Raw genomic sequence first — 22,780 nt, 5'->3', positions numbered from 1 at the left:
GGCATGCCATTTATTTCCTTCAATCTCAGAGAAGCTACCCGTGAGCGAAACAGCGATCCCCGCCGATGAAAACTCCCACGCCAAAACATCAGGAGTGGGCTTGCTCGTCGCCGCGGTCGGCGTGGTTTATGGGGACATTGGTACCAGCCCGCTTTACACCCTCAAGGAAGTGTTCGCCGGCCACTATGGCGTCCAGGCCAATCAGGACGGTGTACTGGGCATTCTGTCGTTGATTTTCTGGTCGCTGATCTGGGTCGTCTCGATCAAGTACGTGCTGTTTATCCTGCGCGCCAACAACCAGGGCGAGGGCGGCATCATGGCCTTGACGGCACTGGCACGTCGGGCCTCGGCGCCGTATCCGAAGATGAGCCGGATCCTGGTGTTACTCGGGCTGTTCGGCGCGGCACTGTTTTACGGGGACAGTATGATCACCCCGGCCATTTCGGTGCTCTCCGCAGTTGAAGGTCTCCAACTTGCGTTCGAGGGCATCGGGCATTGGGTCGTTCCACTGTCCGTTATCGTTCTGGTCGCACTTTTCCTGATCCAGAAACATGGCACGGCGCGTATCGGCATCCTGTTCGGCCCGGTCATGGTGTTGTGGTTCGTGGTGTTGGGCATTCTCGGTACATTCGGCATTCTGCAACGCCCGGAAGTGCTGCAAGCGCTCAATCCTGCTTGGGCGGTGCGATTCTTCGTGGTTCATCCGGGCATTGGCATCGCCATTTTGGGCGCCGTGGTGTTGGCATTGACCGGTGCTGAAGCGCTGTATGCCGATATGGGGCATTTTGGTCGCAAACCGATTGCCCGTGCCTGGTTCATGCTGGTGCTGCCCGGCCTGGTGCTCAATTACTTTGGCCAGGGTGCGTTGATCCTCGGGAGCCCGGAAGCGGTACGCAACCCATTCTATCTATTGGCACCCGACTGGGCGCTGCTGCCGATGGTCGCGCTGTCGACACTGGCCACCATCATCGCCTCCCAAGCGGTGATTTCCGGAGCGTTCTCTCTGACTCGCCAGGCCATTCAGCTGGGTTACGTGCCGCGTATGTTTATCCAGCACACCTCCAGTCAGGAGCAGGGACAGATTTACATCGGTATCGTGAACTGGGCGCTGATGGTCGGCGTCGTGTTGCTGGTCATCGGCTTTGAGTCGTCCAGTGCGCTGGCGGCAGCGTATGGCGTGGCGGTGACGGGGACCATGTTGATCACGACCATCCTGTCCTCGGCCGTGGTCTTGCTGCTGTGGAAAACGCCGCGCTGGCTGGCGATTCCGATGCTGTTGGGTTTTCTCGTGGTCGACAGCCTGTACTTCGCCGCCAACATATCGAAGATCTTCCAGGGCGGTGCGTTCCCGGTGATTGCCGGTATTGCCTTGTTCATTTTGATGACCACCTGGAAGCGCGGCCGCAAGATCATTGTCGAGCGACTGGACGAAACCGCTCTGCCACTGCCGTTGTTCATCAGCAGCATCCGCGCTCAACCACCTCATCGCGTGCAGGGTACGGCGGTATTTCTGACGGCCAGATCCGATGCTGTCCCCCATGCCTTGTTGCACAACCTGTTGCATAACCAGGTGCTGCACGAGCAGGTGGTGTTACTCACCGTGGTGTCTGAAGACCGCCCGCGTGTGCCTGTGGACCAGCGGTTCGAGGTCGAGTCCTATGGTGAAGGCTTCTTCCGTGTCAGTCTGCACTTTGGTTTTATAGAAGAGCCCGATGTGCCGCTGGCATTGAGCCTGTGTCATCTGAAAGAGCTGGATTTCAGCCCGATGCGCACCACCTATTTCCTCAGCCGCGAGACGGTCGTCCCGACTAAGCGTATCGGCATGGCCCGTTGGCGCGAGACCCTGTTCGCGTTCTTGCTGAAGAACGCCAACAGCAATCTCAAATACTTCAATTTGCCGCTCAATCGTGTGATTGAGCTGGGTACGCAGGTTGAGATGTAGCGACTCATCCCTGTGGGAGCGGCGGTGCTCCCACAGGTAGACCTCGCCGATGGCACGCTGCGCAGAGTCTCGACGCAGTGGCAGGCTTCGCCCGTCACGGTTTATACCCTCACCGAGACGCGACTGTTTCCGGCGAAAACCCAACGGTTCATCGAGTTTCTGCGTGAAAAATTGCAGGATGCTTAGTGGTGGTGACTGCCATTCATCGCCTGCGGCAAATATCAGGTGAATTCGCCATGACCATTTTGCCGAGCTTCTATACTGAATCTCGCAGAGGCGCGCATCACCGCAACTCAGCGAGCCTCTTGAGCGCAGTTCCGCCCTTAACATGACGTCGCGAACTGCAAAGGATTGCAATCGGTGTGACGACACAGTCGCCACGCGGCGAAATGTTGCAAGGGAGGGTGCGGTCATGAGTACGGCTCGACAAGATGTCGCAACACTTGGTTCTGGATGGAACAAGGTCCTGCTCAACTATGCGCTGGCGATGCGCGAGCTGGACAAGCTGCCGATCACCGATCACAACAGTTGGAAATTCCTGGGCGCCATCCACGGGTTCGACAGGCAATTGTGGATTGACGAAAACGTGCTGGGTGTGGACGACCCGATTCCAAAGGATCTGACCAACTATACCTACGGCAGTCAGTGCCAGCACGGCAGTTGGTATTTCCTTTCCTGGCACCGCGGTTATGTGTATGCATTCGAGGCGATCGTCGCCGCGAAAGTGAAGGAACTGACCGGCGACGAATGGGCGCTGCCGTACTGGAACTACCTCAACAGCGGCAACCCGGATGCGCGGCGTGTTCCAGATGCTTTCCTGGAGGAAACCTTGCCCGACGGCAGCCCGAACCCACTCAGCAAATACCCCCGTCGACAAGGACTTACCAAACTACGGCCGGGCCCACGCGATGCGTTCAGCCTCGCCGCGATGGAGGAGAATGATTTCCAGGTCGGCAATGACGGCAGCATCGGATTCGGCGGCGGCGTCACCGGCGATTTCGTTCAGTTCGCCCGCTGGACCGGCGATCTGGAGAACAACCCGCACAATACGGTCCATCGTCTCATCGGCGGCGACCAGGGATTCATGGCCAATCCGTATCTCGCGGGCCTGGACCCGATCTTCTGGTTGCACCATTGCAACATCGACCGCCTCTGGGAAGCATGGATGAGCACGCCGGGCAAGACGATGGTTCATGATCCGCGTTGGCTCAACGGCCCGGCTGACCGCACCTTCATCATGCCGGTGCCCGGCGGCGCTGCTGGAATGAAGTTCTCCGGCCGCGACACACTGAAAGATGGCAAATTGCACCGTAGCTATGCGGACTTGCGCATCGGCACCGGTGTAACACCTGGAGCAGAAGCTGTGGCACGGGTCAAAATGGGTGCGCCGGATCAACAAAGCATCGAGCCAATCGGTGCCAATGCGGCAATGGTCAGGGTCGGCGGTGCGCCGGTGCGCACGCAAGTCAACCTCGACCAGCAAGCCACCACCGCCGGCATCGCCGCCATGGGCGCGATGGAGCCGGGCAGGGAGGTGACCCGGCTTTACCTGGCGCTTGAATCGGTGCGCGGCTCCGCGCCTTCTCCTCTGCTGGAGGTGTACGTCAATTTGCCGGAAGGCGTCGATCCACAACTCCACCCCGAGTGCCATGCCGGCAGCCTGACGCTGTTCGGCCTGAACGTCGCCTCGCGGCCAGACGGCGGCCACGGCGGCAATGGGCTTGGCTATACGATCGACATTACTGACCTGGCCCAGCGGCTGACGGATGCTGGCGACTTCGATCCGAACCATCTGCGTGTGACCCTTGTTCCGGGCGAGCAGATATCGGAAGCCAAGCCTGTGACCGTGGACCGAATCAGCGTTCTCAAGCGAAGTGGCGTCGTGAGTTGAGTACCCGCTCATGCAGCCAGGTTCGGTAATGCGCAGCTTTACCCTGGCGCCCTGGCCGTTGCTGTTCGCGACGGCTGGGCTCGGTCTGGCCCTGAGCATTTACAACGCCGGGCACGCTGCGCATCCGACCTTCTGCAGTTCGGTGGCGGGGCTGTCTATCGTCATGCTCTGGCCCACCGTGCTAAAGGCCGAGTTCGCCCTGAATCCACTGAACCGCTTGCTGGCTGACTGGGCGCTGATGCTCGTCGCGATGATGCCTCCGCTGCTGGCGATGCCGCTCATGCATGTCTGGCGTTCCAGCCTGCCACGCAGACGCCTGCGCGCATCAGTCGGCTTCTTGCTCGGTTACGGTGCGCTATGGATGGCCGCCGGGCCGATCCTGACCGTTCTCGCTTTATTGTTGCAGCTCACCGTCGCAGAGGCGGCCCTTGCCGGGGCACTGCTGATTGCGAGTTTGTGGAGTGCCAGCCCGTGGCACCGCGTGGCGCTCAATCGTGGCCACCGAATGCGGCGGATCGGTCTGTTCGGTTGGGCGGCCGACAGGGATTGCCTGATCTTCGGCATGACGCATGGTCTCTGGTGCATTGCGTCGTGCTGGGCGTGGATGCTGGTGCCACTGCTTGGCGGGGCGTGGCACATTCCGATCATGCTGTTTGCAGGCGCAATGATGCTGGCTGAGCGCCTGACGCCCGCGGATCGACCGCGCTGGCGTTGGCCGGCGATTTTCCCCCAACTTGATCCTGGCTCTGTCTTCACTGCGCGAAAGGCGGCGCGCCCGCATGACTAGGCGGGCCTGTCTGGCGATCGGGGTCAGCACGCTGACTCCGACCTCAAACCAGTCGCTGCGCTTCGCGTACCTGGACGGAGCGGTGCTAGCCGCCCGCTCAATCGGCGACTGGGCGCTCCGCTCGGGCTTCGGCGCCAGCAACGTAAGAATCGTCGACGACGGCCTCGCCGGCGACATTCCGGTCACCCGTGAACGGGTGCAGCAAGCGGTCGATGAACTGTTTCCGAGCGGTGCCGAGGTGGTCGAGCAGTTGATCCTGGCATTTTGTGGCCATGGCCTCACCGATGCGAATATCGGCTCGATCTCCTGGCTGTTCAGCGATTCCCTGCGCTTGAAGTACCGTGTTCTGGCCGACTTGTTCTACACCGAACTGTTACTGCATGGCGTGCAGCGCATCACGCTGATTACCGATGCATGCCGCGAAGCGCCGAAGAATATCGACCTGATGCGCCTCGATGCCGTGCGCGGGATCGTCGTGCAGGGCACACAAGTCGACAGCCCCAGGTTTGATCGTCTGGCCTCCTGCCAGGACGGACAACTCGGCTATATGGTGTCTGATCCGATGTCCGGCGCTCCGGGCAAGTGTGTGTTTTCTGGCGTGATCGCCGACGCGCTCTGGGGCATCGAGCCAGCCGCCATCATCGATGGTGTGATCACCACGGAGACACTGGGCAAATGCGTGCGGTCGCGCACCACCGAGCGTGCGAAAGAGTATCGCCTGAAGCTCAACCCGCAGTGCCTGGTCGACCCGGAACCGGCCGTGCTCTATAACGCCGCCAATCCACTACAGGGCGTCGCCGAATTGCAGCCCTGGCCGCGTACGGGGAATGCCACCACCCTGGGTGCTGTCGAGGCGGGTGGCGCACCAGGTGCCGCCGAACAAATTCTTGAGCGGGTGCATACCGACACGGACTTTCGCGAGCAGATCCTCGGCACCGGTTTTGGCTTCAAGGGGCGCGATCTGGCGGTGCCGGCCGACCACTTCATCACCATCCCCGACGACAGTAAGGATCTGCTTCAGGATCTGTTCGAGCTGCGGCACCAGACCACTCATACGCCTGAAAAAACGCAAAAGGTACAGTCACTGGTTCAGCGACTGGAGGCAGATGCGGCTGCCGATGTCCGCAAGACTGCGGCTGGAGAGGTTCGGCGCAGGTTGGAACAGGTCAACGACCCAGGCCAGGCGAACGTGATCGTCTGGGGCAGTCAAGCGAAGCTTTTGTCCCGGGAGCCGATCGAGCGACTGGGCGCAACACCCGGGTTCGAGACGTACCGCATCAAGGGCGATCCACAGGGGATGCCGGTGTTGGTTGAGTTGGCCGATGGCACATTTACACCGGTCGTTCCGTACGATGACCTGTACACCGTCGTGACACCCAGCACCGCCGGCGACGTTTTCCAGGCCTATGGCACGCGCAATGCTCCTGAGAGCTATCAAGGGATGCTCGGTGCTATCGACGATTTCGCCGCCGGCCGGCTCCAAGCCGACAGCATCGACCGGCTCGCCGCCGACCTGCGGAACCAAAAGCACGCGGATCCCATGCTGGGTGTGATCTGCGCCTACCTGTATCGCGCCGTTGCCGACTACGACAGCATCCGGCGCATGGCGTATTTCTATGTTACCCATGGTCAACCGGTTCCCTTTGACATCGCACTACTTGGCGCGATGCAAGTGACCGTCGAGGCGAATGGCGTTCTGCAACTACACGTGCCGGCCGTAAAGGCGCGCCAACCCCGACCGGATGCGCCCGCGCGCCCTGACTACGTCATGCAAGCAACCCCGGCTGTGCAGGCCTGGATCGGTGGGCGATGCCCGTGGTTGGGATTGGGGTGGGACTACGTCAAAGACCCGCGCCCGGAATGGGCTGTGCTTGTTGAAGGACTTGCTGATTATGTTGGGATGGTTCGTCGGAGTGGGGCGACGGTGTTGCCTGATAAGGCTGCGTATGAGCTTGCGGCGGTTTGGGGTCTTCAGTTGGGTTGAGATGGTTTTGGTGAGTTTCCTTCGGCCGTCTAGTTTGCGTTTTTAACTTCGGTTTTTGGGGGAGGGATTATAGACGTGATAGGTAGAACTCTTTTCTAGCTCTCTCCCCTTGAAGTCTCGTGAATTGGTTCTAACTTTTCTGTGCGCGCCTAGGTACCGTATCGTCGGTTGCTAGCTGCCCCCCCTGAAAATTAACCACTTGGATATCGAGACAAGTATGTCAACTCACATCAAGCCAGGCCCAAAACCAAAACGTGATGATGGAAAAGATGACAGAAGGCACCACGTTAACCCTCCAAACAAACCGAAACATCCGACGCTACCGACGCACAAACCAGAAAAGTAACAAGTGCTGTCTAGTCCTGAAACAGGTGTAAACCTTATTCAGGACGGGACACCCTAAACAACCGGTCGGCTATCTGCCGACCTTGCTCCAGCCCTTCGGCCGTCAACCAAATCGATTTGTTCTTGTTCACCGGATTACTGATGAAACCTTGTTCATGCAATCGGTTCATGGTCTCGAAGTCGAACCCTTTCCAGGCATTGCCGTTGTCAAAACTGAAGGTTGCCAACAGGGCAAGCACGGCTTCTTCAATCAGTTTGTCGTCATATTCCATGATCGTTGCTCCGCTCGTATTCAACAGGTCTCATCGAGTTCATGTTCATTAAGCGATCCATGAACCTCATATTTTAACGGTAGGGGTCTATGTCGAAAAAGGGGGGCGTTCAGTCCTCTCACTAAAGACCGCGAACAGAGTTAACGATGAAATTTATGCCCGTCGGTTCGATTGTGGGCTTTAATGTCCGTGCTCACTATGCAGCCACGTTAGCTTCGACTCCGGACGAAGGTGGGTTCGCCTGACGGCGGGTTCAGGTTGCCATGCATTTGTCTAATCAAGGAAGAAACGACATTGAAAATAGCTTTCGGCGTCCTGTTGTTCACCTGGCTGACTTCTATCGCACTCGCTGACGAGAACCCTGTCGGCTTCCACTCTTCCACACTGGCGGACTCGCACAGTGACCGCGCACTGGAGATGGTCGTTTGGTACCCCAGTGCAACTAGCGCCGCCACGCAATTGATCGGCGATGATGCGGTGTTCGTCGGGGCTTCTGCCGTTCGTGACGCGCCGCCCGCTGCTGGCAAGCATCCATTGTTGGTGCTCTCCCACGGATACAGAGGTAACTGGAGCAACCAGATCTGGCTGGCCAGTGCTCTGGCTCATAGGGGGTATATCGTCGCCGCTATCAATCACCCTGGCACCACCACTCATGACCGTAGCCCTCAAGCTGCGGCGCAGTTATGGCAGCGCCCCGTTGATTTACGCCGAGCCATTGATAGGGTCACGACTCAACCAGAAAAATTCGGCTTGGTCGCCAATGACCGAATTGCAGTAGTGGGCCATTCACTCGGCGGCTGGACCGCCCTGGAGATCGCCGGTGCTCGTTTCGATCCAGACCGCTTCGCCCATGACTGCAAAGCCCACCCGCAGTTAGCAAGTTGCACCGTCTATGGAAAGATAAACCCTGCAAGTACCTCAGAATCAAAGGCCGCGTTGGCCGCCGATTTGCGCGATAAACGCGTCACTGCTGTGGTTACATTGGACATTGGCCTTTCACGGGGCATGACCGATGAAAGCCTGGCGGCGCTGCCGGTACCAACGCTGGTGATCGCTGCCGGCGTACCGTCGCACGATCTTCCTGCTGAACTGGAGTCTGCCAACCTGGCCAAACGCTTGCCTGCGGCGTCAAGCCGTTACGTCGAAATCAGCGACGCAAGCCATTTCAGCTTCTTGTCGATGTGCAAACCTGGCGCGGAGGCATTGCTCGAAGAAGATGTACCAGGCGATGGCATCATTTGCCGGGATGGTGACAGCGGTCGCCCACGTGGGGTGATTCAACAGCAGATCACATCGCTGATAGCAGAGTTTCTTCAGTCATCCTACAAAGAAGCAAGTTTGTAAACTCGTGGTACGGGGACTGCTGCAGCTCAACAAAAAAACCGCTGTAGCAGTTTTGGCGTCCGCGCGATCTGTCAGATCGGTTGGGCAGGGAAGTGGGCTCTGGGGCGGAAGCGGTCGGTCGCGAAGGCTAGGTAGATCAGCTCTCAGCGCAAGTGATTGAGTCCTGACCGGCTTCAGCCGCCAGCTTCAATCGGTCAGCTTTACTAATGTATTTAGTCTTGCTTTTCGGTGCCAATTTGGCGCTGGCCTTTTTGGCGTTAGCCTTTAATAACTGATTTATTTTTTTACGACGATTCATGTTTTCTGCTCGGTTTGTCAGTGCTTGAATGATACCAGCTTAAAATTTCAGGTAAAAATTGATACCGGTGCGATGGCCTGCGGATTCCATCCGCGGTGGCCGTTGTGGCGGGAACTTCAGGGTACAGGTCAGGTCAATGGGGGCCCTGTGTCGCAGATGCCGAGCAGTGCTGGTGGCCTGTTTTACGACAGTGCCGTCCGAGATCAGCCGAGTCCRCCCCCTGATGCCAACCAAGAATTTTCTGCCGGGTCTTATCCTGGCGTTCTGCGCCGTCGCGTCGCTTTGTTCGGTTGCTGCCGAGCGAAGGGCGCCCTCGCAAAGTAACAGCGCATCAACCACCTTGATCGAAACCGCCTCGCGGCAGTATGGAGATGGCCAGTTGGACCAAGCCGCTGCCACGCTGGAGCGTGCCCTGCATATCCAGCCGAATAATCCCGCGACGCTGCATTATCTCGGTGTGTTGCGTCTTCAGCAGGGGCAGTACCAGCAGGCAGAAACGTTGGCGGTGCGCTCGAACATGAGAGTCGGTAGCAACGTAGCGTTACGCAACCGCAACTTCCAATTGATCCAGGCGGCGCAGCAGGCTAACGCTTCGAGCACCTCACCCAACGCCAAAGAGGACCAGGTTGCAGTACAGAAGGGGCTCGAAGAGGAGGCCCAAAGGCTCCGCGAAGCAGAAATGGCCGCTGCTGAACAAGCCGCTGCGGATACTGGGCGCGCTGCTGGCAACTTCGCTCGCACAATGCCCGAAGGAGAATTGCAATCGGCTTCCGCCGAGCCAGTGCCCACGTACGATGGCGTTGAGATTCCCCGCGGCCATTGGCCGCCTCCGGGTAAATGCCGAATCTGGTTTCCTGATCGCCCGCCCGGGCATCAGCCCCCACCGGGCAAATGCAAGAAGCTACGGCATCGGGTTCCGTTGGGAGCCTATCTGGTACACGGTTGAGTTTCCGAGTGTCTTCTGGCGGGGCGCGACGGTCCAGCTTCGACCGTCGCATTGAATGGTCAGACTTCCGTTTGTTCCGCCATTCCCAAGGCATCATCGAGCTCTATTCCCAGCCTAGCGACGATAGTAGCGGTGATCGTCCTCGTAGCGGTGCCGCATGGGCCGATCATCGTGGCGCTCCCAATAACGATGGCGTTCAGTTTCTCGACGGACTTGCTCTCTACGCCACTGTTCTCTACGCCATTCGTCTCGGCGCCAATCGTCTCTACGATCGTGCCAACGGCCGTCATGCCAGTATCGGTCGTCATGGGCCAGCAAGGGGCCTGGCTGTTTGCCAGCCATACTGGCCAAGGTTGGCCAAGGGTTGCCGGCGGCCTCGACCGGAGCCTGAACGGCTGCCACTTCAGTTGCGAAAACAGGGGTTGAGGTCTTCATTTGTGTTGCTGATGCGGAGCCCACTGCCGCGAGCGCGAACAGGCCGAAGAGCACCATCCGTGGGTCATGGAATTTCATGAGCGAAGACAACCTCTGATTGACAATGGACGTGTGGCCATCTGACTGCGGGAAGCCTGCGAGGTCGCGCTTACCGAGGATGTGCCTGTCCACATAGACCGATAAATAGAGAAAAGTTCTAGGGCTCCGCGGCTTAAATAGCCGACGACCTCATTGTTCGGCCTCTTTGAGGTTTGTTATCTAGTGTCGGCTTCTGGCTTCAATTCCAGCGTTAATCCACTATGAACAACTTGGCACCCGTAGTGCTGAAAGATCGATGCCCCTCAGCGTTGCTGCCCACCTGATAGCTCATCCCCGCGGTGAGTGTGAACTGACGACCATCCTCCAACTCCGTGTGCAACTCGCCTTCCAGGCACAACAGGATATGACCTCTCCAGCACCAGTGATCGGCCAGATAGCCAGGACTGTATTCAACCATCCGCACACGCGTCGAACCAAACTGGCAGGTTCGCCAATAGGCGGTACCCGTCTGTCCAACATACTCCAGAGGTTCGACAGTCGACCAATCGGTCGTACCAAAGGGCATAGCGGTTAGGTACATGGTTGCCTCATCAATGAAAGGGTGTCTGTGAACCGTACCCATCCAGTGATCCTTTCGATAGACACAGATGCCCCGCATTTATGAGATACAGGCGCCCGCTCAAGCGCGAAGGCCAGAGGAAGCCCTCGGCCATTGCCAACCGGCTGAAATCGACCCTGAACAGCCGCTGGGGTAGGTAAAACCCTAATGGCGCCTTCCAGAACTGTTTCGGACATCGGCCCCGCCATTCGCTGCATCTTTTAGCCGGGGGTGTGTGCACATGGTTCGTGCAATGTGCCAGGGCGCGCTTGCGTCTAGCTCATCCCTTGCTCTCAGGAAACATGCATCCGCCACTGCGGACCAGCGCCTTCAACTCTTCGCTCACCTGCGTGGGGTTTTGAGTTAATCGGGTCACGAATTCCTCGAGGTCCCGTGCGTATGACTTCGAATCGTGCTTCGCGCTCCAAAGGACGATGTTGAGCACGATGGGAATGAGGTCCAGGCCTTTCTCTGTCAGCGTGTAGAAATCCTTGCGCCTGTCGTCGGGGTTGGGTGCCTTCGAGAGAACTCCTTGTCCCTCAAGAAAGGCAAGGCGGGAAGCAAGGACATTGGACGCGATTCCTTCTTCCGACTTCAGGAACTGGCCATACGTCTTCTTACCAGCAAAAACGATGTCGCGAATGATCAAGAGCGACCACCGGTCGCCGAAGATCTCCACGCCATAGTTCACTGCGCAATGGGACCGAATATCTTCTTTAGATGTGGTTTTCATGGCTGGATCTTAACATCGCTTGCATGGTGCAAGTAAATTCATGTAATTCGCTTGCGCTTTGCAAGTGAAGCGACCAGCATGGCTAGGACAGTCGCCGGAACGCGCCGCTAGTCCTTGAATGATCAACCCCATATCTGCAAGGAAACTACACATGGCCGCATCAATCGGCGGCCTTGCCGCCAAAGCCGGACACACCGTCGAGGTGATGAGTCGTGACGCTGCCAAGGCGCGCGCGCTCGCCGAATACCCAGCCGTAAAGGAGATCCCCATGTACGACACAACCAAGCTATCCGAGTTGCTCCGGTTCGCACGCGTCGATGCAGGCTCCACCGTCATCGACGTTTACCCAGGCGACGGCGATTGGACCCGTCTGTTCTCTGACACCGTGGGACCCGAAGGGCGGGTCTACAGCTTCGTGCCGGCCGAAGTCGCCCACTTCAAGAACGATCCGCTCGGCAGCATGCAGACGCTCGCGAAAGAGCCGGGCCGGGAGAATGTCGAAGCCGTCTCCGCCGACCTTGCCGCGATGCCGGAGGCCACGCAACCCGCGGATGTCCTGTGGCTGCACCTGTTCTACCACGATCTCCACACCGCGCTGATGCAGGCCAGGGGCGCCACGGCCGCCGACTTCAATCGAGCCGTCTATGAGCAGCTGAAGCCTGGCGGGTCCTACGTCATCATCGACCACGCCGCCGCCGTCGGAGCGGGCACCAGCGATGCCCAGTCGCTGCATCGGATTGAGCCCGCATCCGTTCGCGAGGAGGTGGAAGCGGCCGGCTTCGTACTGGACGCGGAAAGCACCCTGCTCGCGAACAAGGACGATCCGCACTCGATCAAGGCGTTCGATCCCGCCATCAAGGGCGAGACCGATCGCTTCGCCTATCGGTTCGTGAAGCCCTGACAGGTCACGACGCCGTCTTCATGTTCGCCAGTCAAGTGGGACGAAGGAAGGTAGGTAGTAGCAGTCGACCAGGTGGCTTGGACAAGGCCATTCTGGTCGCGAGGTTTCTGATCTCGTTTTTGCTTGCCGTCTGGTTCATTCCTTAATCTCGGGAAAGATACATCCGCCATTGCGGACCAGCGCCTTCACCTCTTCGTTGACCTACCTGGGGCTTCGACTTAATCGAACCACCAACCCCTATGATCAAGAGCGACCACCGGTCGCCGAAAATCTCCACGCCATAGTTCGCTGCGCAATGGGACCGAACGTCTTCTTTAGAGGGTGTTTTCATGGCTGGATCTTAATATTGCTTGCATAGCGCAAGTAAATTCTCGCAAGTCACTTGCTTTTTGCAAGTGAAGAGACCAGCATGGCTCGTACGTTGAATGCGGTCGCCGGATCGTGTCGGCAGTCCTTGAATGATCAACCCATATCTGTAAGGAAACTGCACATGAGCACTATCAGCATCATCGGCTCAGGTGGCATGGCCGCAGCGATCGGCGGCCTTGCCGCCAAAGCCGGACACACCGTGGAGGTGATGAGTCGTGACGCCGCCAAGGCGCGGGCGCTGGCCGAGCAGATCGGAGCCGGCGCGACGACAGGAACGTTCGGCGCCGCGCCGGCCGGGGATATTGTCATCCTGGCGGTTCCCTATTCAGCCGCTCTCGACGTGGTGAAGCAGTACGGCGAAGAATTGGCAGGCAAGCTTCTTGTCGACATCACCAACCCCGTCGCCCCCGACTTCACAAGCTTTGTGACCCCTGAGAATAGTTTCGGCGCGCAGGAAATCGCCAAAGCAGCCCCAGCCGACGCCGAAGTCATCAAGGCGTTCAACACCCACTTCTCCCACGTCCTGGCTGCCGGTCCTGTCGAGGGCCACCCGTTGGACGTGTTCATCGCTGGAGACGACGCGCAGGCGAAGGCACGCGTCTGGGCATTCATCGAGAGCCTCGGATTACGTCCGATGGACATCGGGCCGCTGCCCATGGCGCGAACGCTGGAGCACGCCTGCCTGCTTTCGCTGGGCCTCATCGCCCACTCCGTCAAGCACACCCACTTCTCAATCGGCGTCAGCCTTCTCGGCTGACCGCACCCGCAGCACCATTTTTTTATCTCACTTACAAGGAACACCAACATGCGCGTTTTCGTTACTGGCGGGACCGGCCATTCCGGTCCGTACATCATCTCCGACCTCATCGCCGCCGGCCACGAGGTCACCGCTTTGGCCCGGTCGGACAGTGCGGCGCAGGCGATCACTGCGCTCGGCGCAAAGGTGCGTCGCGGTGATCTCGATGATCTCGAGGGGCTCAAGGAGGCGGCTGCAGCCGCCGACGGCGTGATCCATGTCGCGCACCGACAAGACCTGCTTGCGGTCGGCGGGATCGACGCTGTTGCCGCAGCGGAGGTTCAGATCATGCACGCATACGGTGATGCACTGGCTGGAACGGGGAAGCCGCTGGTCGTGTCGGGAAGCATCGGTTCGCCGACTAACGAGGGTTGGCCGGTTCCTGGGCCGCTCCAGAGCCGACCGGCGACCGAGGAGGATCCGGCTCTTTCTCCGGCTGGCGATCAATATAAGGGCTCCCTGCGGGTTCGTAACATCGTGGAGCTTACCGTCATCGGTCTCGCAGAGCGGGGCGTGCGGTCTTCGGTCGTGCGCATTTCTGAAATCATGCACAGCTCAACCGACAAGGCCGGATTCCTTCAGGTCCTCATCGGGCAAGCAAAGGAAAAGGGCGTTGTTGGCTACCCCGGTGACGGCTCCAACCGGTGGGCGGCAGTGCATGCCCGCGACCTCGCTACCCTGTTCCGCCTGGCGCTGGAGAAGGGGCCCGCTGGCAGATCCTGGCATGCGGTTGCTGAAGGGGCGATCCCGTACCGCGAGATCGCGCAGGCCATTGGCAGCCGTCTGAACCTTCCCGTCGTGCCCATTCCTGCGGACGTAATGATGGGGCCGGGTTTCTTCGGCTTCCTCGCGAACCTGGTGACGCTGGATACCCCGGCGTCGAACGATATCACGCGCCGGATGCTCGGCTGGACACCAACGCAGCCCGGCCTGTTTGCCGATATGGACAACGGCCACTACTTTCCTGTCGCCTGAGTGAGCTGAGGCTGTTCGCCGGGTCGCAACGAGCCCGGCACCCACGGGATATTAACCGGGGGAAGCCCGTTCAGAGACTGCGGGCAAGACCCCAACTCATTTGGAGATTACACATGAGCACTATCAGCATCATCGGTTCAGGAGTCATGGCCGCGGCCATCGCCGGTCGTACCGCCAAAGCTGGACACACCGTCGAGGTTATCAGCCGCGACCCCGCCAAGGCGCAGGCGCTGGTCGACAAGCTCGCAGCAGGAGCGACCACAGGAACCTATGGGGCCGCGCCCGCCGGCGACATCGTCATCCTCGCCGTGCCTTACACCGGTGCGGCCTCGGTGGTGGCCGATTACGGGGACGCGCTCGACGGCAAGGTGATCATCGACATCACCAACACGGCCTCGCCGGACCTCACGGGCCTCGTCTCTCCCGCCGGCAGTTCCGGTGCGCAGGAGATCGCCAGGATCGCCCCCGCCAGCGCGCATGTCGTGAAGGCATTCAACACCCTTTTCGGCCACGTCCTTGCCAAGGGAGGCCCCTTCGATGCGTTCATTGCCGCCGACGATCCGCAGGCCAAGGCACGCGTCTCGACGTTCATCGAAAGTCTCGGGCTGCGTCCGTTGGATGTTGGTGGCCTGCACATGGCCCAGACGCTCGAGGCGCTCGGCCTGATGATGATCGGCCTGGCGAAAAACGGCGCCGGTACTTGGGACATCGCCTTGAAAGTCGATATCGGCTGAGTCTCCGACACCACGCTCCTCACCGGCAGGTCCACAAGGTATCTGATTAGACCGGACGCGATCAGATGCGAGAGAAGTGGAGAGATTTCGATGAACACACAAAAGAATGTTCAGGTTGTTAAGGACTTCTTTACAGCAATGGGCCGCAGCGATAGGCGAGGTCTAACGGCGCTGACTTCCGAAGATATTGAATGGATCATTCCGGGCGAGGACTGGCCGCTGGCTGGCACGCATCGCGGGCACGCGGGATTGGAAGATCTGCTTCAGAAGGCTTCCGAAAAGATGGAAACCTCTGTCATGGAGTTCCACGAATACGTGGCGCAGGGTGACCGGGTTCTGGTCGTCGGCTTCGCCAAGGGGAGAATCAAAGCCACGAATAAAACGTGGGAGGACGATTGGGTCTTCGCCATTACCGTGCGAAATGGAAAGCTGACGAACATCCGGGAGTATATCGATACGCAAGCGCTGACGCGGGCCTGCGAAATGGACGCGGGCTCCAGGCCCTGACCCATCGAGAAGAACTGTACGCAGCCGGGGAGGGGAGCGGGAAAGACATCGCGAAGTGTGTCTCCTTCTTCTCGGATAAAGGAGAGGATTGCTAAACCAGCTGGCGAACCCCCAAAGACAAAATCAACCCACCGCACAGTCGATCAATTGCTTTTTTCCTCCCTTGATACCCGGCAGCGATCTTGGGTTGCGAAAGAGCGATTGCGACCATTCCATACCAGGTCATTGAAACCACCACGACAACTGCCAGCATCGACAAAAACGTGCCTGGCGAAACGTGGGCGGGGGCTGCGGCTGAAAAGACAGCGGCATAGAAAGCCATGGACTTGGGGTTGCCAATATTGGTAACCACACCCTGAATGAAGGACTGCCGGCAACTGCCGGCGATGGCATCATTTAGCGGGCCAAGCGCATTCTTCCCTGCGTTGATCAGCAGTCGGAATCCGAACCACATCAGGGAGGCGGCGCCCAGAACCTTTACAACAAGCGCAGCCCAAGGGAGCGCAGCAAATACAACCCCGAGACCTGCAATTGCACAGGTGGACCAGAACAAGTTGACCAGTACGATGCCCGCGACCAAAGCCAGAGCTTCTGACCGCGTAGCAGCCACCGCTTTATGGACCACCGCAACGAAATTTGGCCCGGGGATAACGACGCCGGCCAAGTAGACCAAAAAGACTGTCAAAACGGCGGAACCATCGATCATGTGTTTCCTCGCGAGTCCTGTGGACGGTGACCGTCACGGGTGAGATGTACTAAGAGCTAAGGTCGCTTGTGACCTCAACGTCCATCGAAATAAGAGTCTTGCACAGCGTTATCGAGATCAGGGGCTTTTTACACACTTTGGACCACTGGCTGCCAGTCAATTGTGTCCAAAGAATCAGGGACAATTCATAATGCTGTCCATCTCCACTAACGCCTCCAAGATCGACACCCATGCCTGCAGAGTTCGAAGTCCCCAGCCCACACGAGCAACACATTGAGCACACCACCCATCATGCGCATGCACAGGGCGACAGCTTTGCCAGCAAGATTGCGGTGATGACAGCCGTCATGGCGACCGTCGGCGCCCTGATGAGCTATCAGGCCGGCTCAACGGAGAATGAGGCGGCCATGGACAAAAACAACGCCGCTATCCAGAAAACCGAAGCCGCCAACGAGTGGAATTATTACCAGGCCAAGTCCAGCCGGCAGAACCTGTCGGATCTGGCAAGCCATCTCCCTGGGCTGGACTCCGCCCATTATGTTGCTGAGGCGCGGCGGTACGGGGAACAGAAGGAGGAGGCGCGCAAGAAGGCTGAAGCATTCGAACAAAGGGCAAGAGAGTGGGACGAGAAGTCAGAGCAGGCGTTGCATCAGCATCACCGCTGGGCCCAGGCAATGACAGCGATTCAAATAGCAATTTCACTGGCGGCCATTACCTTGCTGACGCGTAAGGAATGGCTCAAGCGGCTCTCGTTTGGGGCCGCGGGTGTTGGCGTCATGTTGGGTTCGCTGGCTTGGCTGCATATCTGAGCGAGGGGCTCAGAAGTTCACCTGTCGAATGCGACCGCTACTTGCCGGTTGTTGCCTTTCGCGAAGGGTAGAAATCCACAACCCAAAGCTGCCTTTCATGAGGGGAAGTTAACGGCCGATTCTGTTGAAAAAGTCGGCCATAGTTTTCTCGCGAAGACTGGTTTTCAAAAAATGAAATCCAGTAACGATGCGGCATACAGGCCCTGCGATTGTGTAAAAATCGGGCCTTTTCAGGGTTTTCCTAATGAATATTTTCAATCAATATCCGGCTTTGAGACTTCGCCCGTTCATTGATCGCCTCTGGGGGTGGGAGAGTGAGTCACCGGAAGTCGTCCACCTCCCGACATTGCTCCCGGGCACGGGGGCGGAGTTGTATTTTCATTATGGGGAGCCATTTCGGATAAAAGCCAAAGAGGATTGCTCTTTCACAGTCAGTCCCGGTCACCTGTTCTGCATTCGCAGCAGGCCCATCAATCTCTCGCCCATCTCAGGTATTGGTTTTATCGCTGTCCGTTTTAAGATTGGCATGCTGCAACGTTTTACAGATATCCCGGCAAACGAATTAGCGGATTGCCAGCTCTCCGTTGAAGACATTTGGGGGAGGGCGGGCACAAAACTGCTCCGGCATTTATCCTATGCTATTGATCGCCAAGAAAGAATCGCACTTATCCAGTCTTTTTTGGCCGATCATCTAAGACCATCAACAGACTTGCTCGTCGAACAAGCCATGACCACGCTCTATCGGGGGTGTTCAACAATATCGATTGAATCGCTTGCCAGCACACTAAGTTTGGGGCGTCGACAACTTGAGCGTCGATGGAAAATGTTCTCCGGCCAATCTCCCAACGAAACCAAATGTCTCAGTCGATTTCAGCAGACTATCCGGAGTTTGATGCTTGAGCCTTCAGCCGAGACAATAGATAGAGCTCTAGCGTGTGGTTACTATGATCAGGCACATTTCATTCATGATTTTCAGCGCCGAGTGGGCCTTGCACCGTACCAGCACTTACGAGTCGCACGCACCAAGACGCATTTTTACAATACCCCGCTCCGAAAAGCCGGCATCCTAGGAACACTGAGTCCATAATTTTTAGGAATTACATCATGTTTGTATTGTTAGTGGAGCTTCAAGCGGATCAAGGACGATCCGAAGAACTCGAAAGCCTCTTGCGATCTTTAGTTGCGTTAGCAGAACATGAGCCAGGTACTCTTTTTTACGCTGTTCAACGCCCCCAAGTAGAGACAGACACGTTCGTTCTCTACGAATACTATGAAGATAAGGCTGCTTGGGAAACTCACATGAATTCTGAGTCTGTGCAAAACAAAATCAAGTGTTTCGAGTCCTTGCTGAAAGTTTCTCCAAAGATAATTTTTCACGATGTCGTTTCAGCAACTGCCATCAGTAACGGCCCGAGAACATAAATCGCAGAAATTGAGAAAAGCCGTTTTTCGGAATCATATTAGCTGAGAATACCCGGATATTCGCGCCGACGCCAAATTGCCCCCGTTGCCGAGATTTCACTGATCAAGTCTGACTCCTCGCGAATCATTGACTGTGCTGGATTTGTGCAGGTCTGGAGATGGGTCAGTCTTGCCTCGGCACGTGGGTCAATTCGGTGTCGGCGTCAACATGCTTGTACCTCATCGCGTACGAGTGCGGGTGTCTCTACAGAACCCTGGGTGTCGAGTGCCGCTGTCCACCTATTCAAGACAGGTTTGAGGCATTTGACTGCTTTTGGCCGCTATCTGCCCCCTGCGAAGGGCAGCTTTGGGTCGCGAGTTGCCCTTCTCTACCGGCGGCTCTCGTTTCGAATTGGTTATCGAACCTCGTAGCATCCATTTTTCCCTCCTGCTGACTCTCTTTCAATCCCACCTTCAAGGACCGAACCTGTGATCGCATCCCCCGCCAAACTCCTCTTCCTGCCCGGAGCCTCAGGTAACACCCGGTTTTGGCATCCGGTTGCTGAGTGCTTGACCCACCCGGCGCAGCAGGTCCATATCGGCTGGCCCGGCTTTGGAGACACTCCACCCTTGCCTGGCGTGACTGGCATGGATGATCTGGTGGCTCGCGTGCTGGCCGAGATCGACCGGCCCACAGCGCTGGTGGCACAGTCCATGGGCGGCATAGTCGCTGTGCTTGCAGCGCTTGAACGCCCTGAGCTGATCACGCACCTGACGCTGACCGTCACCTCTGGCGGGGTAGATATGTCTGCTCTGGGCGCGCATGACTGGCGCCCGGATTTTGCTGCCGCCAACCCGACACTGCCGAGTTGGTTTCTGTACGACCGCACCGACCTTACGCTCCAGTTGATAGAGTTGCGCATGCCAGTTCTGCTCCTCTGGGGAGATTCTGATCCGATCAGCCCCGTTCGCGTCGGCCAGCGCCTTGCTCAACTGTTACCCCGTGCTGAACTACACGTTTTCCCTGGCGCCGATCACAGTCTGGGCTTTACTCACGCAGCCGAAGTGGCGAGGTTGATCGAGAGACATCTGGCCTGCTGGTGAGCGGAGCACTTGTTGCCACCGCGTCGGACTGATTGTGCGGCCCCGTGCGTTTCAAGACCTGGCGGACAGACGTGATTTCGCACCTCGTTGACCACCTGCTATGGGTCGTTTTCTCCCGACTGTGACAGGTAGAAAACGGTCCTTAGATGAACGTCCGGTCTTGGCCAGCCCTCTTCGATACCGGCAAATTTATCCCTGCCGACCGGATCTCTGGCAACGTATAAGAGGCCGCCCCCGGCAGCCCAATCCTCAGCGCGACCTGCCTAAGCGCCATACCTCTGACTTCACAACCCCCTCAAAGCAACCGTTCAATGGCAGAATCTCCTCAACTTGATCGTTTTGGAGAACACCATGCTTCGTGCGTTTGAACGAAAGCTCGATCCCTTTCCTCCTGACGAGGTACCACCGCCACCCGACGGCCTGGCTCGCTTCCTGTGGGCCTGCACGCGGGGAGCCCGCGGTTACATCCTTGTGTTTGCGCTGCTCAGTGCCGGTGTGTCGATTTACGAAGCCTGGCTATTTTCCTTCCTCGGGCAGGTCGTGGACCTGCTCTCGACCTGGCAGGCAGGCGGTGAAGCGGCTGCGCAGGAAAGTCGCGTGTTGTGGGGCATGGGCATCGTAATGGTGACCAGTGTCGGGCTGGTGGCGTTGCGCACCATGGTGCAGCACCAGATATTGGCGATTAACTTGCCGTTGCGGCTGCGCTGGGACTTCCATCGCTTGATGCTGCGGCAAAGCCTTTCGTTTTTTTCCGATGAGTTTTCCGGCCGGGTCACTACCAAGGTGATGCAGACTGCGCTAGCGGTGCGCGACATGCTATTCACCCTTATCGAGATCGTACCCGGGATCGGGGTGTATTTCATCGCGATCATCGCACTGGCCGGCGGCTTCGCCCTGAAACTGATGCTGCCTTTTATTGCCTGGGTCGTGTTGTTCGGGCTGGCCATGTGGTACTTCGTGCCTCGCCTGGGGAAAGTCGGGCAGGAACAGGCCAATGCGCGGTCGATGATGACCGGGCGTATCTCAGACGCCTACACGAACATCACGACGGTGAAGCTGTTCTCCCACTCCAATCGTGAAGCGCATTTCGCGCGTGCAGCGATGGAGGATTTCAAACAAACCGGCTTTCGCCAGATGCGCCTGGTAAGCCAGTTCGAGATCGTCAATCAGGCATTGGTGGTGGCGTTGATCATGGCGGCGGGGGGGTATGCCTTATGGCTATGGCACCAGGGTGAGGTCGGCGCAGGTGCCGTGGCGGCAATCACCGCCATGGCGCTGCGCATCAATGGCATGTCGCACTGGATCATGTGGCAAATGACCTCGCTGTTCGAGAGCATAGGCACCGTGCAGGATGGCATGGCAACCCTTACCCGCGGCCCAAAGGTGCAGGATGCGCCGGACGCGGGCGTGCTCGTGACCTCCGGCGGCGCGGTCACCTTCGATAAGGTGAGCTTCAACTACAATGGCGAACGTCAGGTGCTCGATGGCCTGAGCCTGCACATCCGTCCGGGCGAAAAGATCGGTCTGGTTGGCCGCTCTGGCGCCGGAAAATCCACGCTTATCAACTTGCTGCTGCGCTTTTATGACGTCGACAGCGGGGAGATTCGCATCGACGGCCAGAACATCGCAAAAGTGACGCAAGACAGCCTGCGCGGCTCCATCGGTATGGTCACGCAGGATACCTCTCTGCTGCACCGTTCCATTCGCGACAACATCGCCTACGGCCGCCCCGATGCGACCGACGCGCAAATCCGCAGCGCCGCGGCCAATGCCCAGGCCGATGAGTTCATCAGCCAACTGAGCGACCGGCAAGGCCATACCGGTTACGACACCCTTGTGGGTGAGCGCGGCATCAAGCTGTCGGGCGGCCAGCGCCAACGCGTCGCGATTGCCCGGGTGATGCTCAAGAATGCCCCGATCCTGCTTCTTGACGAGGCCACCAGTGCGCTGGACTCGGAAGTCGAAGTCGCCATACAGGAAAGCCTCGATGAAATGATGCAGGGCAAGACTGTGATCGCCATCGCCCATCGGCTGTCCACCATTGCGGCCATGGACCGGCTCATCGTGATGGACAACGGACGCATCATCGAGCAGGGCACCCACACCGAATTGCTCGGGAAGAACGGCATCTATGCGCGGCTGTGGCAGCATCAAAGCGGCGGGTTTCTGGGTGAGGATCAGGGAGTGGTCGAGGCTATGGATCAGGTGTGAGCGTGAAGAGGGCGCAGCAGGAGGGCGATAGGGGCGGGCCACGACCGTTGCCACTCGGCGACGACTGCTGTCGACCCAAAACGGGCAGATCGGCCCTGACTCGGGCCGGTCTGTCGATGGCGGTTAGAAACACCAGTCCTCAGCATATACGACGCGACAGAATGGTCCCGCCAGAGTCGCATTGTGATGAGCGACAATCTCTTCAGCCTTCAGCGCAGGGGTGCTGTTGCAGGTGTGGCCATCGGCGATGAGCACAGCATCGAATCCAAAATCCCGTGCAGCGCGGCAGGTGCTGTCGACACAGTATTGGGTCTTCATTCCGGTAATGACCACGCCCTGAGCGCCACAAGCTCGTAGCTGATCGGCCAGAGCAGTCTTGGTGAAGGCGTTGGGTCGGCTTTTCTCGAAGATCACTTCGTCACCCTGTAGCTCCAGTTCCTGCACCAGTTGCGTCAACGGACTTCCGGACTCGATAGGCGAACCAGGTGGACCAATATGGCGTGCGAGAAAAATCGGCGCACCTGCACGCCGGGCTTTACTCAACAGGTTATTCAACGTGTCTAGCAGCGCTTCGCCAGCCCATGGTTTTTCCGGGCCATGAAACAACCCAACCTGCATATCGAGAATCAAGAGTGCATACATAGTGCTTTTCC

The 22,780-nt window shown here is 58.3% G+C and carries 23 protein-coding genes and 1 pseudogene; 17 read left to right on the top strand and 7 right to left on the bottom strand.

Annotation, left to right across the window (positions count from 1 at the left end; all coding sequences use genetic code 11):
* Nucleotides 1-40 precede the first annotated feature (40 nt).
* From AC1D2Q_RS00410 to AC1D2Q_RS00390, 5 genes and pseudogenes are all read left to right on the top strand, one after another.
* Entirely contained in the window at nt 41-1,942 is a 1,902-nt protein-coding gene (locus tag AC1D2Q_RS00410) for a potassium transporter Kup (protein WP_477811840.1), read from the top strand.
* Between the two features lie 39 nt (nt 1,943-1,981).
* Nucleotides 1,982-2,128: pseudogene (locus AC1D2Q_RS00405) on the top strand (LysR family transcriptional regulator); the annotation flags it as partial.
* 226 nt (nt 2,129-2,354) lie between these two features.
* On the top strand, nt 2,355-3,833 hold the full coding sequence (locus AC1D2Q_RS00400; protein ID WP_305412336.1) for a tyrosinase family protein: 1,479 nt from the start codon (nt 2,355-2,357) through the stop codon (nt 3,831-3,833).
* Between the two features lie 10 nt (nt 3,834-3,843).
* Nucleotides 3,844-4,620: a copper chaperone gene (locus AC1D2Q_RS00395; RefSeq protein WP_477811839.1), complete on the top strand. Its 777-nt coding sequence runs from the start codon at nt 3,844-3,846 to the stop codon at nt 4,618-4,620.
* Nucleotides 4,613-6,604, top strand: coding sequence for a hypothetical protein (locus tag AC1D2Q_RS00390; protein ID WP_477811838.1), 1,992 nt, complete (start codon nt 4,613-4,615; stop codon nt 6,602-6,604). Before AC1D2Q_RS00395 ends, AC1D2Q_RS00390 begins: the two co-directional genes overlap by 8 nt.
* Nucleotides 6,605-6,984: 380 nt before the next feature.
* Here the strand turns inward: AC1D2Q_RS00390 and AC1D2Q_RS00385 are convergent, their stop codons facing one another.
* Nucleotides 6,985-7,221 (bottom strand): DUF6429 family protein, encoded by a 237-nt coding sequence (locus tag AC1D2Q_RS00385; protein WP_477811837.1) that lies wholly within the window; start codon nt 7,219-7,221, stop codon nt 6,985-6,987.
* 294 nt (nt 7,222-7,515) lie between these two features.
* On the opposite strand from AC1D2Q_RS00385, the gene AC1D2Q_RS00380 reads away from it, so the two are divergent.
* The gene (locus AC1D2Q_RS00380) at nt 7,516-8,565 is read left to right on the top strand and encodes an alpha/beta hydrolase family protein (RefSeq protein WP_477811836.1); all 1,050 of its coding nucleotides are present in this window, start codon (nt 7,516-7,518) and stop codon (nt 8,563-8,565) included.
* A gap of 136 nt (nt 8,566-8,701) precedes the next feature.
* Here AC1D2Q_RS00380 and AC1D2Q_RS00375 read toward each other — a convergent pair whose 3' ends face one another.
* Nucleotides 8,702-8,863: a DUF2986 domain-containing protein gene (locus AC1D2Q_RS00375; protein ID WP_018930247.1), complete on the bottom strand. Its 162-nt coding sequence runs from the start codon at nt 8,861-8,863 to the stop codon at nt 8,702-8,704.
* A gap of 223 nt (nt 8,864-9,086) precedes the next feature.
* On the opposite strand from AC1D2Q_RS00375, the gene AC1D2Q_RS00370 reads away from it, so the two are divergent.
* Nucleotides 9,087-9,809, top strand: a complete 723-nt coding sequence (locus AC1D2Q_RS00370; RefSeq protein ID WP_477811835.1) for a tetratricopeptide repeat protein — start codon at nt 9,087-9,089, stop codon at nt 9,807-9,809.
* Between the two features lie 114 nt (nt 9,810-9,923).
* On the opposite strand, the gene AC1D2Q_RS00365 is transcribed toward AC1D2Q_RS00370, so the two are convergent.
* The 3 genes from AC1D2Q_RS00365 to AC1D2Q_RS00355 all read right to left on the bottom strand — a co-directional run bounded on the left by AC1D2Q_RS00365 (nt 9,924) and on the right by AC1D2Q_RS00355 (nt 11,614).
* Entirely contained in the window at nt 9,924-10,322 is a 399-nt protein-coding gene (locus AC1D2Q_RS00365) for a hypothetical protein (RefSeq protein ID WP_477811834.1), read from the bottom strand.
* A 211-nt stretch (nt 10,323-10,533) separates the two neighbouring features.
* The gene (locus AC1D2Q_RS00360) at nt 10,534-10,863 is read right to left on the bottom strand and encodes a DHCW motif cupin fold protein (RefSeq protein WP_477811833.1); all 330 of its coding nucleotides are present in this window, start codon (nt 10,861-10,863) and stop codon (nt 10,534-10,536) included.
* A gap of 298 nt (nt 10,864-11,161) precedes the next feature.
* Nucleotides 11,162-11,614 (bottom strand): winged helix-turn-helix transcriptional regulator, encoded by a 453-nt coding sequence (locus AC1D2Q_RS00355; protein WP_477811832.1) that lies wholly within the window; start codon nt 11,612-11,614, stop codon nt 11,162-11,164.
* A 151-nt stretch (nt 11,615-11,765) separates the two neighbouring features.
* Between AC1D2Q_RS00355 and AC1D2Q_RS00350 the strand changes: the two genes are divergently transcribed.
* From AC1D2Q_RS00350 to AC1D2Q_RS00330, 5 genes are all read left to right on the top strand, one after another.
* Nucleotides 11,766-12,515 carry a class I SAM-dependent methyltransferase gene (locus tag AC1D2Q_RS00350; protein WP_477811831.1) on the top strand — a complete coding sequence of 250 codons (750 nt, stop codon included), beginning with the start codon at nt 11,766-11,768 and terminating at the stop codon, nt 12,513-12,515.
* Between the two features lie 490 nt (nt 12,516-13,005).
* A complete protein-coding gene (locus AC1D2Q_RS00345; protein ID WP_477811830.1) occupies nt 13,006-13,641 on the top strand; it encodes an NADPH-dependent F420 reductase in 636 nt (211 codons plus the stop codon).
* A 48-nt stretch (nt 13,642-13,689) separates the two neighbouring features.
* Nucleotides 13,690-14,655: an SDR family oxidoreductase gene (locus AC1D2Q_RS00340; protein ID WP_477811829.1), complete on the top strand. Its 966-nt coding sequence runs from the start codon at nt 13,690-13,692 to the stop codon at nt 14,653-14,655.
* Between the two features lie 113 nt (nt 14,656-14,768).
* Nucleotides 14,769-15,389 carry an NADPH-dependent F420 reductase gene (locus AC1D2Q_RS00335; RefSeq protein ID WP_477811828.1) on the top strand — a complete coding sequence of 207 codons (621 nt, stop codon included), beginning with the start codon at nt 14,769-14,771 and terminating at the stop codon, nt 15,387-15,389.
* Nucleotides 15,390-15,479: 90 nt separating this feature from the next.
* Nucleotides 15,480-15,896, top strand: coding sequence for a nuclear transport factor 2 family protein (locus AC1D2Q_RS00330; protein WP_477811827.1), 417 nt, complete (start codon nt 15,480-15,482; stop codon nt 15,894-15,896).
* A 91-nt stretch (nt 15,897-15,987) separates the two neighbouring features.
* Here the strand turns inward: AC1D2Q_RS00330 and AC1D2Q_RS00325 are convergent, their stop codons facing one another.
* Nucleotides 15,988-16,602, bottom strand: coding sequence for a LysE family translocator (locus tag AC1D2Q_RS00325; RefSeq protein ID WP_477811826.1), 615 nt, complete (start codon nt 16,600-16,602; stop codon nt 15,988-15,990).
* Between the two features lie 230 nt (nt 16,603-16,832).
* Here AC1D2Q_RS00325 and AC1D2Q_RS00320 point away from each other — a divergent pair, with 230 nt between their 5' ends.
* The 5 genes from AC1D2Q_RS00320 (at nt 16,833) to AC1D2Q_RS00300 (ending at nt 22,127) form a co-directional block, all read left to right on the top strand.
* Nucleotides 16,833-17,411, top strand: a complete 579-nt coding sequence (locus AC1D2Q_RS00320; RefSeq protein WP_305412351.1) for a DUF4337 domain-containing protein — start codon at nt 16,833-16,835, stop codon at nt 17,409-17,411.
* Nucleotides 17,412-17,655: 244 nt separating this feature from the next.
* Nucleotides 17,656-18,498: a helix-turn-helix domain-containing protein gene (locus AC1D2Q_RS00315; RefSeq protein ID WP_305480701.1), complete on the top strand. Its 843-nt coding sequence runs from the start codon at nt 17,656-17,658 to the stop codon at nt 18,496-18,498.
* A 17-nt stretch (nt 18,499-18,515) separates the two neighbouring features.
* Nucleotides 18,516-18,833: a putative quinol monooxygenase gene (locus AC1D2Q_RS00310; RefSeq protein WP_477811825.1), complete on the top strand. Its 318-nt coding sequence runs from the start codon at nt 18,516-18,518 to the stop codon at nt 18,831-18,833.
* 468 nt (nt 18,834-19,301) lie between these two features.
* A complete protein-coding gene (locus tag AC1D2Q_RS00305; RefSeq protein WP_477811824.1) occupies nt 19,302-19,916 on the top strand; it encodes an alpha/beta fold hydrolase in 615 nt (204 codons plus the stop codon).
* 351 nt (nt 19,917-20,267) lie between these two features.
* Nucleotides 20,268-22,127, top strand: a complete 1,860-nt coding sequence (locus AC1D2Q_RS00300) for an ABC transporter ATP-binding protein (RefSeq protein ID WP_477811823.1) — start codon at nt 20,268-20,270, stop codon at nt 22,125-22,127.
* A 123-nt stretch (nt 22,128-22,250) separates the two neighbouring features.
* On the opposite strand, the gene AC1D2Q_RS00295 is transcribed toward AC1D2Q_RS00300, so the two are convergent.
* Entirely contained in the window at nt 22,251-22,769 is a 519-nt protein-coding gene (locus tag AC1D2Q_RS00295; protein WP_105345673.1) for a cysteine hydrolase family protein, read from the bottom strand.
* Nucleotides 22,770-22,780 lie beyond the last annotated feature (11 nt).

Source organism: Pseudomonas sp. P1_A1 (assembly GCF_056406935.1).
Note: the sequence above shows the minus strand (reverse complement) of the source record. Positions and strands in the feature narration are given on the sequence as shown.